8 protein-coding genes are annotated in these 16,045 nt (G+C 44.8%); 5 read left to right on the top strand and 3 right to left on the bottom strand.

Going from position 1 to position 16,045, the window contains the following annotated elements:
- Positions 1-207: 207 nt before the first annotated feature.
- The 3 genes from katG to GC096_RS35975 form a co-directional block, all read right to left on the bottom strand.
- Positions 208-2,400, bottom strand: coding sequence for a catalase/peroxidase HPI (katG, locus tag GC096_RS35985; RefSeq protein ID WP_171637686.1), 2,193 nt, complete (start codon positions 2,398-2,400; stop codon positions 208-210).
- 241 nt (positions 2,401-2,641) lie between these two features.
- The gene (locus GC096_RS35980) at positions 2,642-4,204 is read right to left on the bottom strand and encodes a response regulator transcription factor (RefSeq protein ID WP_171637685.1); all 1,563 of its coding nucleotides are present in this window, start codon (positions 4,202-4,204) and stop codon (positions 2,642-2,644) included.
- Between the two features lie 15 nt (positions 4,205-4,219).
- Complete coding sequence (locus tag GC096_RS35975) at positions 4,220-6,010, bottom strand: sensor histidine kinase (protein WP_171637684.1); 1,791 nt, start codon at positions 6,008-6,010, stop codon at positions 4,220-4,222.
- 202 nt (positions 6,011-6,212) lie between these two features.
- On the opposite strand from GC096_RS35975, the gene GC096_RS35970 reads away from it, so the two are divergent.
- The 5 genes from GC096_RS35970 (at position 6,213) to GC096_RS35950 (ending at position 15,920) form a co-directional block, all read left to right on the top strand.
- Positions 6,213-7,883, top strand: a complete 1,671-nt coding sequence (locus GC096_RS35970) for an extracellular solute-binding protein (protein WP_171637682.1) — start codon at positions 6,213-6,215, stop codon at positions 7,881-7,883.
- Positions 7,884-8,112: 229 nt separating this feature from the next.
- Positions 8,113-8,913 (top strand): ABC transporter permease, encoded by an 801-nt coding sequence (locus GC096_RS35965; RefSeq protein WP_246303231.1) that lies wholly within the window; start codon positions 8,113-8,115, stop codon positions 8,911-8,913.
- Between the two features lie 14 nt (positions 8,914-8,927).
- A complete protein-coding gene (locus GC096_RS35960) occupies positions 8,928-9,839 on the top strand; it encodes a carbohydrate ABC transporter permease (RefSeq protein ID WP_171637678.1) in 912 nt (303 codons plus the stop codon).
- 40 nt (positions 9,840-9,879) lie between these two features.
- Positions 9,880-13,908: an endo-1,4-beta-xylanase gene (locus tag GC096_RS35955; RefSeq protein ID WP_171637676.1), complete on the top strand. Its 4,029-nt coding sequence runs from the start codon at positions 9,880-9,882 to the stop codon at positions 13,906-13,908.
- Positions 13,909-14,126: 218 nt separating this feature from the next.
- The gene (locus tag GC096_RS35950) at positions 14,127-15,920 is read left to right on the top strand and encodes a sensor histidine kinase (protein WP_171637674.1); all 1,794 of its coding nucleotides are present in this window, start codon (positions 14,127-14,129) and stop codon (positions 15,918-15,920) included.
- Positions 15,921-16,045 lie beyond the last annotated feature (125 nt).

The following is a 16,045-nucleotide window of genomic DNA, read 5'->3' as shown; positions in this document are numbered from 1 at the left end:
AGGCATTCCTCCTAAAATTATTAAAACAAACCAAAAACACATTTATTTCAATATATTTGTTTGTGTTTAACTTTACTTTATTGTTTTTTTGTTTGTGCAATGTTAATGCCACATATTGATTTTGTAAATTACTAGGGGATACAAGTAAAGCAAAGAACCGTATATCACGAGATATACGGCTCTTTGCTTTACTTGGATAAGATGAAGTTATGATTTCAAGTCGTAACGATCAGCATTCATGACCTTGACCCAGCTAGCTATGAAGTCGCGCACGAACTTTTCTTTATTATCATCTTGCGCATAAACTTCTGCAATGGCGCGTAGAACGGAGTTTGAACCGAAGACGAGGTCAACTGTCGTTGCGGAACGAACGATTTTGCCTGTCTTGCGATCGCGTCCTTCAAATACATCATCGCCTGCAGGATTCCACTGTACGCCCATATCGAGCAAGTTAACAAAGAAATCGTTCGTTAGTGTACCTACACGGTCGGTGAATACGCCATGTTTGTTGCCGCCGAAGTTCGTTCCTAGCACACGCATGCCGCCAACAAGGGCTGTCATTTCTGGTGCAGTCAGGTTAAGCAGATGTGCCTTATCGACGAGAAGTTCTGCTGAGCTTACACGATACTGCTTCTTCTGATAGTTGCGGAAACCATCAGCGATTGGTTCTAGCACAGCGAAACTTTCTGCATCGGTTTGTTCTTCGGTTGCATCACCGCGTCCAGGCGTAAAGGGAACCGTTACTTGAAAGCCTGCATCACGTGCAGCTTTTTCCACCGCGGCGCTGCCGCCAAGTACGATCAAATCAGCGAGGCTCACTTCGACATCCAGGTCTTCTTGAATGCCTTCAAGAATGGTAAGAACTCTGGTCAGTTGATTGGGTTGATTCACTTCCCATTCATTCTGTGGGGCAAGCCGAATGCGAGCACCGTTGGCGCCGCCACGCATGTCCGTACCACGGAATGTGCTGGCTGAAGCCCAAGCTGTCGTTACGAGCTCACTGATTGAGAGGCCAGAAGCTAGGATCTTTGTTTTGATATCTGCAACGTCTGCGTCTGTTAATGTGTAGGCAACAGCCGGCACAGCATCTTGCCAGATCAGAACTTCTTCTGGAACTTCCGGTCCTAGATATCTAGCAAGAGGCCCCATATCCCGGTGCGTGAGTTTAAACCATGCACGAGCAAACGCATCTGCAAATTCTTTCGGATTCTCATAATACCGACGAGAAATGGCTTCATATGCTGGATCCACACGCAAGGCCATATCCGCAGTAGTCATGATGGTCTTCACACGAATAGAGGCATCTTCCGCGTCTGGCGCGAGATGCTCTTCAGCGGGATTGATGGGCGTCCACTGATGTGCGCCTGCAGGGCTCTTCGTCAGTGTCCATTCATATCCGAACAGAAGTTCAAAGAAACCATTGTCCCACTGTGTCGGATTCGCTGTCCAAGCACCTTCAATACCACTTGTGATGGTATCGCGGCCTTTACCGGAGCCGTGTGTGCTGATCCAACCTAAGCCAAGTGCTTCGATAGCAGCTGCTTCTGGCTCTGCACCAACATGCGCCGCATCTCCTGCACCGTGGGCTTTGCCAAATGTGTGTCCGCCAGCTACGAGGGCAACGGTTTCTTCATCGTTCATGCCCATTCGTTTAAATGTATCGCGGATGTCGCGCGCACTGGCAAGCGGATCTGGCTTGCCGTTCGGACCTTCTGGATTCACATAGATAAGTCCCATCTGAACGGCAGCAAGTGGATTCTCAAGCTCGCGATCGCCTGTATAACGCTTATCTCCCAGCCATTCGGTTTCTACACCCCAGTAGATGTCTTCTTCTGGGTGCCATACGTCCGCACGGCCACCGCCGAAGCCAAATGTTTTGCCGCCCATCGATTCAATAGCGACATTGCCGGTTAGAATGAATAAATCCGCCCATGAGATTTTGTTGCCATACTTTTGCTTAATCGGCCACAGGAGTCGACGCGCTTTATCTAGGTTGCCGTTATCAGGCCAGCTGTTCAGTGGAGCAAAACGCTGATTGCCGGTTCCAGCACCCCCGCGCCCATCACCTGTACGATATGTCCCTGCGGAGTGCCAAGCCATTCGAATAAAGAAGGGACCATAATGTCCGAAGTCGGCTGGCCACCAATCTTGGCTGTTCGTCATAAGATCACGAAGATCTTGTTTTAGCGCAGGGTAGTCTAATTTTCCGAATTCTTCGGCATAGTCAAAATCGTCGCCAAGAGGGTTCGATTTGCGGTCATGTTGATGGAGAATGTTCAAATTCAACTGATTAGGCCACCAGTTTTTATTCGTCGTACCACTAGATTTGTGACTAGTAGCGCTTCCATTTCCATGAGGGAACGGGCATTTTCCTGAGTTAGCAGTATCCATTGGGTTCATTTCTACCTCTCCAATCAAATTAAAGTAATTTCTTAATAATAATTATTATAATTAATATACAATGAACTTTGGGCAAAAATCAACGATTTTTTTGTACAAACCAAAGCCATGTATGTATTAATAATGGTTGTCTTACTTAATTATATTGCTCTAATAGAAAATGAATTCCTTATTCTTAAACTATTCGGCCGCGGCGCCTTTTTTAAACGCTTGATAATGTTAACCTACAATCTCAATCATCCTACTTAGGAGGATTTATTTGTGGCTGCAATCCTAATTTATACGCAGTAGGGGTAAATCCTACATGTTTTTCGAACTTGCCACTAAAATAAGCGGGGTCGTTGTAGCCAACTTTTTTGGCAACCTCAGCAATTTTCAAATCAGTGAGGCGAAGCAAGCGCTTAGCCTCCTCGATGCGAACTTGATGGAGATATTCATTGAAGTGAATTTCTTTCTTTCTACGGAAAAGTTGTCCTAAATAGGCATGATTCATATAGAATTTGGCGGCAACATCCTTTAAAGTCATATTTTCGTGGAAATGACTGTTTACATATTGCTCGATCTGATCAATGATCCCGAAATTCTGTTGTATCCGTAGGAAGGCTATTTCCGTGCCAATCTGCTGGCAGGTGCCCAGGAACGTCTCCCTTTGAATACGGATCGGCGTGGTTGTGCAGGTGAGATCAATGTGATTGGCGGCTTTGATAATCGGCTGGATGTCGCCGTTCATTTCGGCCACATATTTCTCGATCTCCAGCAAAAAACGATATAAATGTACTTTAATCGTATCGGGTGAAATAAATTGTTCCACGAAGAAATCAAAAATATCTGTGACGACAATTTTCATTTCTTGGGGGTTATTGTTTTCAATTGATTCTTTCAGTTGTTGAAAGGAAGCGAGATATTCATATTGGCTTTTGAAAGGTGGAAGGAGCTTGATGTCTTCATACGCAAGAACCGTTGGACGATCAACGTACAAGGAATAAACAGAAGCGGCGCAAGCTGCTTGAAAAGCATCGGCGAGCTGCTCGGGTGAGTGTGCAAGATGACCAACGGAAAGAAATGCTTCCTGATCCAAGGTGTTGTGAATCGCATGCAGCAAGGCATAGGCAAGCTGTTTTTCCTCTGTTTTACTGAGATGAGCAGACTCAGGTCGGATCAGAACCGCGATATACCCATCTGCATCAATGTAAAAGCGTACAAAAGATTCGGACAAGCGGAAGGCTTCCCACACTGGCTGTAGAAAATGATAGATCTGGGTGAATGTGGTTTGCGTGTGATTCTGCAGCATGATGACCATAAGTAAAACAGGATAGTGAGTATGTAAGGATTGGCAAAGCTTTATTTTGATGTCATGACTTGTGGTGCTGCGAAGCAATAATTTGATAGCGTTCCCAGATTGACTGTCAACCGGTAAAGCATGATCGATCCTTAGGGTGTCACGAATACGAGTCAGTGCAGCAATCAGCTCTTCTTTGTCCACAGGCTTCAGTAAATAATCACGAACTTGATAGCGGATAGCTTGACGGGCATAGTCAAACTCATTAAAGCCTGTCAAAATGATGACCGGTATTTGCAGGTTCCGCTCTTCCCTCACAGCTTGAATCAATTGGAGGCCATCCATCTTTGGCATGCGAATGTCGGTAATGATGACATCTGGCGCTTCCTCCTGCATGAGCTGCAGAGCCTGTTCACCGTTTTTGGCTTTGGAGACAATGGTAAAACCGTATTTCTCCCACTGGATAAGTTGGGCTAAGCCCGCACGAATAACGGGTTCATCGTCGACGAGGAGAACTTTCAGCATGATCGTACAGCTCCTTTATTTGTCATCAAAGCCATCGGTTGGATGCTTCCGGCAGAGGGGGATTTTCAACTCAATAGCCGTAAATTCATGTTCGCTGCTGTTGATATTAAATTCAAATTGATCTTTAAAGAAGAAGGTAATCCGGCGAAATACATTTTGCATACCGATTCGGTTAAGTTGAGGTTCTTTGGCTCTTACGTCTTCCAGTAGTTGATTCAACCTCTCTGGTTTGATTCCGATCCCATTGTCTTCAATATAGAAGACCAGATAGTTCTTTTCCTCATACACGCGTATCGATACGAGCCCTTTCTCATCTAATCCCTGTATCCCGTGCTTAAACGCATTCTCCACAAAGGGCTGGAAGACCATGGAGGGAATGTATAAAGGCAGTGTGTTTTTCTCAACTTCCAGCGAATAGTCGATTTCATCTTCAAACCGATATTTTTGTATGGATAGAAATTCCTGTATCATGCTCAATTCTTCCTCTACGGTAACCCATTCTCGGTTAGAAGTGAGAAACCTTCTGTAGGACTTCGACATGTAGCTTAAAATATCCGCGGTTTCCAATTCCCCTTTAATAACGGATTTCATCCGAATGGTTTCCAGCACGTTGAATAAGTAGTGGGGATTAACCTGACTTTGCAGGGCTGTTAGCTCCGCTTGTCTACTTTCCAGTTCAAAGTTCTTCTGCCGAAGTTCCGCCTCATAGACATCGTTAATCAGCTGTTTGACCTTTCGGATCATGCGGTTAAAGCTGTGAAACAAGAGACCGATCTCATCTTTTCCGACATGTGGATACTCAATTAACGTGAAATGCTGGTTATTGACCTTATCCATATGGCGGGAGAGCAAACGCGTTCGGAAATATAAGGATCTGGAAATCAGAATAATGAGGATGGTTGCAAACAACAGCGTAGCTAACTCAATGAGCAAGACGTATTTCTTGGGCTGCTCTAGCGCCTTGTGGAAGACGGATTCCTCGTAAACCCCGATAATTCGATACCCTGTCATGGAATCGAACGAAGTGAGTTGCTTGGTCATTGTAAATTGTTTATCTGGAACAGAAGCTGGATTAAAGGGGGCTAAGTATTGCTGCTCTGGCAGACTTGAATAGATCACTCGGTTATTGTCGTCAACGAGGGAAAACTTGCCCAAGGTACCCTCACTTTTGAAAATGTCTGCTAGGACATTGTAGCGAATATCAACTTTTAATATTTTTTGATACTGGGAATAGGACGTATAGTAGTTCAACTTCCGGATGACGCTGAACAGTCGTTCTCCATCGCTAGTCACCTCTTGCCCAAAATAGAACATATCGCCATGACGGTTGTTTGTGTTGAAGGCTTGTGAGTACCACGTGCTGTTAAGTATCGTTGGCGTAATTCTGAGAACGCTTCCAGCATTCAGAACCGTTGGATTATCCGTATAGAAACTAATGGTGAAATGATATTGGAAATAGGGAGTCACTCCCATAAGGGGGGTACGAAAGTAGCTGCCATAATTCAGGGTATAGTCTAGATTGTCTTGATAGGTTGTATCCAAACCCTCGTAGAAACTCCGAGAAAAATAAATATTGTTGCTTAACGCTGCGGCCTCTTTGAAGGAGCGGGTCAGTTGGTTATCTAAACGCTCGAGCGAAAGCTCGATATTTCGTTGTTCTTCTTTTTTCACACTTTGGGTTATTTTGGCATAGAAGAGATAGTTACTCAGAGTGATGGGCAGGAATACACAGAAAATGTAGATGAGCAGCAGTTTCTTATGGATTTTCATGTTATTTAATCTGGCAAAGCCAAAGAATGCGGGCATCGGTAATCCTCCATCAGGTGTTGATTCCTTCATTATAAAGAGGGAACCATGCCAAGGGAAGGTCTCTACGGGCTTACAAATGAAATGCTATATTATTTCGAACGAATTCTATATTCTGTCATATAGGAATGGTAAGATATTCCTACTTATAATAGGTTTAGGTTAATGACCTGCACGATAAAACCACGAGGAGTGAGTCCTAATGAAGGTTTTCAAAAAAGCGGCTTCTGTAACGCTAGTCGCTGCATTAGCCCTGACTGCTGCAGCATGCAGCAGCGGGGAATCGAAACCAAGCACAAGCAGTACGGATTCAGGGGGCAATACGAAAGCGGAACCAAAAGAATTTAGTGTGTTTATTAATCGTTCGCTACCTGATTATCCAGGGTCTACTCGCGTAGGTGACATGATTGACAAAGAGACCAATGTCAAGCTAAAGCGGGAATATCTAGTGGGTGATTTGGATACCAAAATTGGTGTCATGATTGCTTCCGGTCATTACCCGGATCTCATGGACGGAGGTCCATCTACATCCAAGCTGCTTAGCGCCAGCGCCTACATTCCACTCGATGAGTTGGTGGACAAATACGCTCCGAACCTTAAGAAGCTATACAATGCACGCTGGAATAAGCTGAAGCAGCCGGATGGCAAGGTCTATTTTCTCCCAGGATGGGTGCCATACGAAGAGGGAGATAAAGCCCCGTTGCTGGGAACTCCACAGACTGGCTTTTGGATTCAGAAAGCCGTATTGAAGGAGTTTAACTACCCGAAGATCAAGACGCTTGATGAATATTTTGATGTGATCGAAAAGTATGCCAAGAAGTATCCGGAAATTGAAGGCGGCAAAACGATTGGCTTTGAAGGGATTATGGAAGGCTCGCGTAAACATGACTTGGTTAATCCGTCGTTTTTTCTCGCCGGCTATCCCAATGACGGAGCTGGGATTGCCAACAAGGTGGATGGCGGCTTCAAGGTAGATACTTTCCAAGATAAAGACATGTCCAAGCGTTACTATCAGAAATTGAATGAGATCAACGCCAAAAAATTGTTGGATCAAGAGATGTTCATCATGAACTACGACCAATATATTGCGAAGCTTACTTCTGGTAGAGTACTTGGTTTACACGACCAGCGTTTCCAGATCGGCAAAGCCATTGATATTCTGGACAAGGAGAAACCAGAGCGTTCTTTCGTACCATTGCCACTTGTCTACGATAGCAGCATCAAAGAGCAGTATACGCCGCCACTCGGTATGTCAACATCAGCAGGTATGGGTATTTCTAAGGATGCCAAAGATCCTGTTGCCATTATCAAGTATTTGGATTACCTAGCGAAACAAGATACGCAGAATTTGATTTCTTGGGGCGTGAAGGACGTTGATTATAAAGTTAACGAGAAGGGCCGATTCTATAGAACTCCTGAGATGATCGCAAACTTTAAGAATCCGGAGTACAAAAAGCAGTGGGGCGGGGATTACTTCCTTGGACTTCCAATTTCGGTCGGATACTGGGCAGACGGAAATGCGGCACGCGCCGATAATCAGGCAGAACTTCTTACAGCTACTTATAATGACATCGATAAGGAAATTATTAAGGCATACGGCATTTCATCTTACAATGATTTATTTGCAAAACCAGAAGTACGCAAGTATTTCCCACTTTTTGATATCGTTTTGGAAAAGGGCGGAAAAGCGGAGCTAACCAAGCAGAAGATCGATGATTTATTGACCTCCTACATTCCGAAGCTAGTTCTGTCAAGTCCAGCTGACTACAACAAAGTATGGGAAGAGTATACAGGAAAGTTTAAGGCTTTGGATACGAAATCGTATATCGATGAACTTCAGAAATCGGTTGATTTCCGCATGAAGAATTGGTAAACATTTGGCTGTGAGGGGGGACTCCAGGAGAGTTCTCCTCACCTTCATGCCAGATGAGAGATTTTCACAGAGAAAGAGAAAGTAATGAACAAGCGGATAGGAGAGGTTCATCATACTGCAAAAAACATTTACTCAGCGACTATGGCAGCAAAGAGTCTTGGTGCTTATGTCTGTCCCGCTTTTGATCCATCTATTCATTTTTAAGTATATGCCCTTATGGGGATGGTCGATGGCTTTTCAAGAGTATGTGCCAGGCAAAAGCTTTTTACATCAAAAGTGGGTTGGACTTGAGCAATTTAAACGTATTTTTACAGATGAGTTGTTCTACCATGTTCTTCGCAATACGCTTGCCATGAGCGCCATCAATATTACGTTTAGCTTCATTACGGCGATCGGGTTGGCGATTTTATTAAATGAAGTGAGAGTGACTTGGTTTAAGAGAACGGTACAGACAATCTCCTATTTGCCTTATTTTATCTCATGGGTAGTTGCTGCCAATATCATTATGGTTATGCTCTCCTCTGACAATGGAATCGTTAATATTCTGTTGCTAAAGCTGGGAGTCATCGATTCTTCTCAAATGTGGCTGGGGAAACCGGACCTGTTTTGGTGGATTATCGGGATCGCGAATGTGTGGAAAAATGTAGGGTGGAACGCCATCATCTATCTGGCGGCAATCTCCGCTATTGAGCCACATCTCTATGAGTCGGCGGATATCGATGGAGCCAACCGGTTGCAAAAGATCCGTCATATCACCCTTCCAGGTATAAAACCAACGATCGTGATTTTGCTCATCATGAGTATTGGTCACGTCATGCAGGCCGGTTTTGAACAGCAGTACTTGCTAGGAAACAGTTTGGTTAAGGATAAATCGATGGTCTTCGATATTTTTGTATTGGAGTACGGCATACGCCTATCACGCTATTCCTTTGCAGCAGCAGCAGGCATATTCAACAGTGTCGTCAGTATCGCCATGCTATTAATGGCCAACTACATTGCGGGTAAAATGGGTGAAGAAAGAATTATATAAGGTGGGGACTGGGCATGTACCGTACAAAACAGCTATTAACAGGCAGTAATCTGTTTGACATCATCAATACGATTCTATTGAGCTTATTGTTAGTATTTACGTTATACCCTTTTCTCAATGTAATAGCGCTTTCACTTAATGATGCAACGGACAGTATGAAGGGTGGCATTTATTTGTTGCCCAGAAAGTTTACTTTATTTAATTATCAGGATTTGATTCGAGATTCCCATATTTGGCATGCGGGTATGATTTCTCTCCTCCGTACAGTGATTGCCGTTGTTTCAGGTGTGTTTCTAACGGCGATGGTGGCGTACACAATCAGTCGGAAGGATTATGTGTTGCGAAGTTTCATTACGATGGCTTACGTATTCACCATGTATATTGATGGCGGACTCATTCCCACTTACTTTCTAATCCGGGATGTTGGATTGGTCAATAACTTTGCGGTTTATGTGCTTCCTGGTATCGTAACAGCCTTTAATCTGTTGGTAATCAGGACGTATATTCATTCCTTGCCGGAGAGTTTGAATGAATCTGCCAAGATAGACGGGGCTGGTGACTTTCGCATCTTTATACAAATCATATTTCCATTGTGTATGCCTGTACTTGCTACAATCGCGCTATTCATTGCTGTTTCGCAATGGAACGCATGGTTCGATACGTTCCTGTACGCATCTAATAATCCGAATTTAAGCACGCTTCAATATGAGCTCATGAAGATTTTACAATCAGCGAATCAACAAGTGACGGGAACCATGGAGCAAGCTTTACAGGATGCATCGGCTGGGCAAACCGAACATGCGGTTACACCAGGATCTATCCGAGCAACGATGACCGTCGTATCCAGTTTGCCAATCATTCTCGTGTATCCTTTCTTACAACGCTATTTCGTCAAAGGCTTAACGCTTGGCGGTGTGAAAGGATAGATTTCTCAATCTTTTGACTAGGAATAAAGGAGGGATAATAATGTTTTCAGGAAAAATGAAAGGTCTTCAGCTCATCTTGTTTCTTACATTCATGATGGTTTTGTCGCTTCTACATCCTTTGACTGGAATGGCTGCGATAGATTCAACGGTGCCTTCCGGGCAGATTGCGTCTAACCTGTTTGCGAATCCTGACTTCGAGACAGGAACAGTGAATGGCTGGACAGCGCGTGGGAACTCAACACTTACGGTCAATAGTGATGCTCATACGGGTGCATACAGCATGAAGGTTGTCCGTACCGCTGCATTTCGCGGTGTGCAGCAGGCGGTTTATGGCAAGATGAAGGTAGGCAGTGAATACGACATCAGTGTATGGGTCAAGGTGGATACTGCGGGTGCCGGGAAGGAGATCCGGCTTACGCTGGATAAGAGTATCGATGGAGGAACGAAGCCCAGCGTGTTTAAAGGAGTGGGCTCCGCCAAAAATTTGGTAGCCGGACAATGGACCCAAATTCAAGCAACTTATAAAGTAACGGAGGAAATTTCGGGAGCGATTACGAACTTGACTCTGTATTTGGAATCCGCTACAGATGCCTTCGATATCTATGTGGATGATGCAGTTCTTTTGGAGAAACCCAATGAACTGATCAGTAATCCGGGTATGGAGCTTGGAATCAGCCCTTGGCAAATTCGGGGCAGCGGCGTTGTTCTCCAAGCTGTCTATGCGCCACAGCCTGTGTATAATGGAACGAAAAGTCTGCTGGTGTCAGGACGCAGTGCGAACTGGAAGGGCGTCATGCAGCCGATGCTAAGTAAGCTTGTAAAAGGGAAGACCTACATCGTATCCGCCTGGGTAAGACTTCCGGAAGATAAAGAGGAAAAGGTGAATCTAAGTCTCCAGAAGGTGATTGGTGGCGTAACCTCTTATCAGGGTGTAGCTAACGTGAATGCAAATGGGCAGGCATGGAAGCAGATCTCAGGCGCATTTACGTTAGAGTATACAGGTACTTTATCGTCGCTCGATCTGTATTTCGAGACGGCAAGCACGGGAACTGATTTCTACTTAGATGATGTCAGCGTGGTGGAGAAGGTTATTCCTCCGAAGGTTGTCGAAACCAATATCCCCTCGTTGAAGGATGTTTTTGCCGCTGATTTCCCCATAGGGGTTGCTTTGCCGCCCGATTATCTCAATGGCGATGTGCACAGTGATTTAATCAAGAAGCATTTCAACAGCATAACCGCTGAGAACTCCATGAAGCCATCTTATCTCCAGCCTAGGGAAGGTGAATTCACTTTTGATACGGCCGATGTCTATGTGAATTTCGCACAAGCGAACGGGATGAAAGTACGTGGGCATACATTGGTCTGGCATCAAGGCGTCGGCAATTGGATGTTCGTGGATGCATTAGGTCAACCTGCGACAAAAGAATTGCTGTATGCGCGATTGGAGAACCATATCAAAACGATTGTTGAGCGGTACAAAGGCAAGATTTATGCCTGGGATGTTGTCAACGAAGCGATCGATGCCAGTCAACCGGATGGATTCCGCAGAACCAATTGGTATAGTATAGCGGGGCCGCAGTTTATTGAGAAAGCGTTCCAATATGCGCATGAAGCAGACCCGGATGCGAAGCTTTTCTACAATGAATTCGGTATATTCGAATCATCTGCCAAGCTGGACTTCACCATTAGCATGATTCAGAACCTGCTTGCAAAGGGAGTACCTATTCATGGAATCGGCGTACAAACGCACAATACGATTTATATTCCGGATAAAGATACAGTAGATCGTACGATGGCGAAGTTAGCAGCACTTGGCATAGAGATTCAGATTACGGAGATGGACATGTCCATCTACAAAAATGCCACTGAAAAGTATGATGCCATTGCCGATAAGCAAATTGTGGACGCACTGTTAGTTCAGCAAGCTTATCAATTTAAAGACATGTTCGAAGTTTTCAATAAGTATAAAGCGAATATTACAGGCGTTACGTTTTGGGGATTGGCGGATGATCGCACTTGGCTAGACAGCACACCGGGTGGTAGAAAGGATCTTCCTCTACTTTTTGATGAATCTTTAAAGGCTAAGTCTGCATATTGGGCGTTGGTAGACCCAAGTAAGCTTCCAGTACTCATTCAAACGATACATGCTGAACAGAGCGGGGCCTTGACGATCGATGCTGCCGGACTCGAGAATCCTGTATGGGATTATATGACGCCAGTTACGGTTACAGGGAGCACGTATACAAGCGCTTCTTTCAAGACGCTATGGCATGACAACGCCTTGTATGTCAAAGTAGAAGTGGTTGATCACACGGTAGACGCCTTGGACGCAGTAAAGTTGTTTGTGGATGGTAACAACCGCAGAACAGCGGTTTATGATCAGGATGATCATGCCTATACGTTTAGCAGGCTGCAGACTCAAAGTAGTGATAGCAGCTATACGCAGGAGGAAGCAGGCGGTTATAAGGGCATTTTCCGTTTGCCGTTAGATAGTACCCTATCTGCTGTAGGTAAAAACATAGGATTTGATGTTAGTGTAACGAATGGCGCAGAAACGATTCATTGGAATGACACGTCTGGTCAGCAAGCTGTCACGATGGCTAATGTGGGTTTGTTGAAATTTACCCCTGCTTCCTTATACGCTGAAGCAAGAAAAGGTACACCTATCATTGACGGAGAGATAGACGCAAGCTGGGACGAGAGCAGTATCCATACGACCGAAAGGTACTCAGCAACTTCAACAGTGCAAGGGGCAAAAGGGAAATTCCGTACCCAGTGGGATGACCAGTATTTATATGTATTGGTTGAGGTGGATGACCCGTTATTAAGCGCAACGAATGCCCAAACCCATTTACAGGATTCCGTCGAAATATTTATTGATGAGAATAATCATAAAAGTAGTTTGTATGAGAACGATGATGCACAAATTCGCTTCAATTATTTGAATCAAATCAGCTCTCGAGGGACATTCCTAAGGGATCAGCTGCAATCGGTTACCAAGACGGTATATGGAGCAGACAATCATGTCCTTGGTTATCGGGTGGAAGCTGCAATCCGCTGGAATAAGATTACCCCTGTGCCAGGTCATGTTATGGGATTTGACGTTCAAGTTAATGATGATCCAGGCATCGGAACAAGAAATAGTGTGGCTATGTGGAACAACTTAACGGATTCAGGTTGGGTGGACACTTCGGGCTTCGGCGTTATCCGATTAGTTGACGGTGCAGTCCCTGCTGGGACAGAAGTTGCTCTGACGGGTGACGAGCAGGTGAAGATTGGCGAAACATATACGCTTGACTATGGATTAAAGGGAGCACGCAATGTCTCAGCACAGGATGTTACACTGACTTATGATAGTCAGGTGTTTGAGTTGATCGACGCGCAGCCACTCGCAGCAAACACCCTTATCTTGAACCAGACGTCGAGCAGTCCTGGAGGCACCGAGAGATTCGTCTTGGCGACAACCGACGCTAGTCACGCTTTAAATGGCGATGTGCCTGTACTGCGTTTTACCTTCACAACGAAGACCACGACGAGCGGTTCGAAATTTGGGATCGGCCCAGTTCTAGTAGCGGACGGAATCGGGAACGAGCAGCTGACTTTACCTTTAGAGAAAACGGTCATCGTTGCAGCCATACTGGATAAGACGGTGCTGCAGGCTGGTGTGCAGCAAGCTCAGGCTATGTATGCTGGAGCGCTGGAGGGTTATGCCAACGGCCAATATATCACAGGAGCGAAGGCAGCGTTGCAAGTGGTGATTGAAGTTGCCGAAGCTGCTTTGGTCAAGCCGGATGTTACACAAGAAGAATTGGATCAGGCCGTGGTGCAACTTAATCAGGCAGTCGCTTTGTTCACAAGTAAGCTGATTACGGCTAGCACAGGAGATATCGCTGGAATAGGCGGACTTCCTGATGGCAAAATTAGCGTCGCTGATTTAGGATTTGTGTCTTATCATTTTGGCACAACTTCAACAAGTGCCAACTGGACTGAAGTAAGCAAAGCCGATATCGATAGGAATGGCGTTATTGATATTTACGATCTAACTTTTGTGGCAAGAAGATTAGTGTAAGCGAGGCGTTATACTACAGTGAGGACAGTCGAATGAATCGGCTTGTCCTTTTTTTTATTTGTAAACTTGAAAACTTTGCACCATTGGCACTAGCAAACCGAGCAGAAGCCGTTGTTGTTCTAAAACGACTTAGATACAATTAAAGGACATCGCTCTATTTAGACCGAATTTATGTCTACGAAGTCCTATTTCCTATTTGAAATTACGGGGTGAAAGTGTTGAAGCTATTTGCTAAACCATGGTCGTTTTCAGTGACTCTCCATATCTTGTTAGTCGTCATGGTTGTCTTTCCGATTGTGACAATCAGTACCATGATTCTCCAAGTATACAAACGTGATTTACTGCAGCAAACAACGGAGCGAACCCTGCAAACCCTCCATGCGGTCACCTATTCAGCCCAGCAGGAGATCAGTAAAATTGAATACGCTGCTGCTGCAGTCGGTGTGGATCGAGATGTTTTATCAACTGCAACCGCTTTATCTCAATCAGATGAGAGTGATCGGTTCAAGTATATTAACGAGTTGACACTTGCGCTAAGCAGATACACCTACTCGATGTCCAGCCAGGTACTGGCGATCCACTTTTTCTATAAAGATGGCGGTGTGTATTCATTTAAGCAGAACTTGACCAAGGACGAGCGGGAGCTGCGTTCAGAGGCATGGTATCGGAAATTACTACAGCAAAAAGATAATGTTCAATTTCTTAGTCTTCAGCAAACCCTCTTATATGGTGTGACTGTACCTTTAGCTGTAGCAGCGGCTATTGCCCCCAGTGACTACCATACGCTAAGTAACGTCGAAATGATTTATTTTTCACTGAATGAGGAAGCGTTTGATAAAATCTTGCGACAGCAGCCCAACGACGATTCCACCTATGTCATTGTCAGCAAGGAAGGCCAAGTGGTCACAGCCAGCTACAATTGGGACCAAGCGAGCTTAACGTCGGCAAAGCTGGAACAAATCAGAGGAGCGCGAGAAGGACATTTTATCGATCAGGTTAGTGATCGTCAGATGTTAGTAACTTATGCAAGCGTTGGAGATACAGGTTGGAAAGCGATTCAAGAGATACCTTACAGTAAGGTAACGGCCAATTATGAACGTATTTTTAAGTTTGTTCTATTCGCAACCATCGCGGTTATCGTTGTATTTCTGTTGATTTCCTTTTATTTAGTTCATAGTTTAACTAGGCCTATTCACGTATTAGTCCGTAAAATGTCCCTTGTGATGTCAGGGGAGCTGAACGCCAAGATTGGGACTTCTAAAATTGCCGAAATGGCAGCGCTGGGCAGAACGTTTAATCATATGCTTGATCAAATTAAGCTGCTTCTACGGCAGCGAGAGGAACAAGAGCAAGCGAAGCGCAAAGCAGAGTTTGCTGCCTTGCAGTCGCAAATTAATCCGCACTTTCTAATAAATACATTGAATGCCATCAAGTTAATGGCGCTGATCAGCAAGGCGGACAACATCCGTAACATGACCAATGCTCTGATGCGTCTGGTATCCTCTTCTTTTAACCGAGGTGGCGTGCTTATCCGTTTTTCCGATGAAATCGCAAATTTAAAGCATTACCTCTACATCATGGAAATTCGTTACGGTAACAAATTTGAAGTTGAATGGCATATCGATCCACGGGCAGAATCGAAGTATTTACTCAAGCTGCTCATTCAACCGATTCTGGAAAATAGCATCGTACACGGTATGGCTGGCAAAGAAACGAGTGGTAAAATCGTGATCCAAGCCTCTATTCATGAAGGAAGCCTGCACATTGTGATCTCCGATAATGGCGAGGGGATGACAGATGAGCAGCTCGAGGCGTTCCGTACAAGGCGCAGTCCACATACGTTTTCAGGCATGGGCGTTGCGAATGTCCATCACCGGATTCAGCTGCACCATGGCGAGGATTACGGCATTATTTTGACTGTGAATGAGCCCAAAGGAACGAAGGTGTCGATGAAAATTCCGATTATTCATCGTGATCAGGAAGAAGAGCGTCCGCTTAAGTTGGAAGCATAATGCAGTTCATAAAAGATCAACTTCATAGCCGAAAAGATCATTTGGATGCGTTTTCATCCCGTGTATGATAAAGACAGGTTAAACAACTAACCGAAATAACGCAACATTCATTGGAGGGGTTTCAA

The organism is Paenibacillus plantarum (assembly GCF_013141695.1).
GTDB classification, from domain to species: domain Bacteria; phylum Bacillota; class Bacilli; order Paenibacillales; family NBRC-103111; genus Paenibacillus_E; species Paenibacillus_E plantarum.
Note: the sequence above shows the minus strand (reverse complement) of the source record. Positions and strands in the feature narration are given on the sequence as shown.

Bases quoted from the DNA above. Each gene is read 5' to 3' on its own strand.
- katG (WP_171637686.1), bottom strand. From the start codon at position 2,400: ATGAACCCAATGGATACTGCTAACTCAGGAAAATGCCCGTTCCCTCAT.
- GC096_RS35980 (WP_171637685.1), bottom strand. From the start codon at position 4,204: ATGCTGAAAGTTCTCCTCGTCGACGATGAACCCGTTATTCGTGCGGGC.
- GC096_RS35975 (WP_171637684.1), bottom strand. From the start codon at position 6,010: ATGCCCGCATTCTTTGGCTTTGCCAGATTAAATAACATGAAAATCCAT.
- GC096_RS35970 (WP_171637682.1), top strand. From the start codon at position 6,213: ATGAAGGTTTTCAAAAAAGCGGCTTCTGTAACGCTAGTCGCTGCATTA.
- GC096_RS35965 (WP_246303231.1), top strand. From the start codon at position 8,113: ATGGCTTTTCAAGAGTATGTGCCAGGCAAAAGCTTTTTACATCAAAAG.
- GC096_RS35960 (WP_171637678.1), top strand. From the start codon at position 8,928: ATGTACCGTACAAAACAGCTATTAACAGGCAGTAATCTGTTTGACATC.
- GC096_RS35955 (WP_171637676.1), top strand. From the start codon at position 9,880: ATGTTTTCAGGAAAAATGAAAGGTCTTCAGCTCATCTTGTTTCTTACA.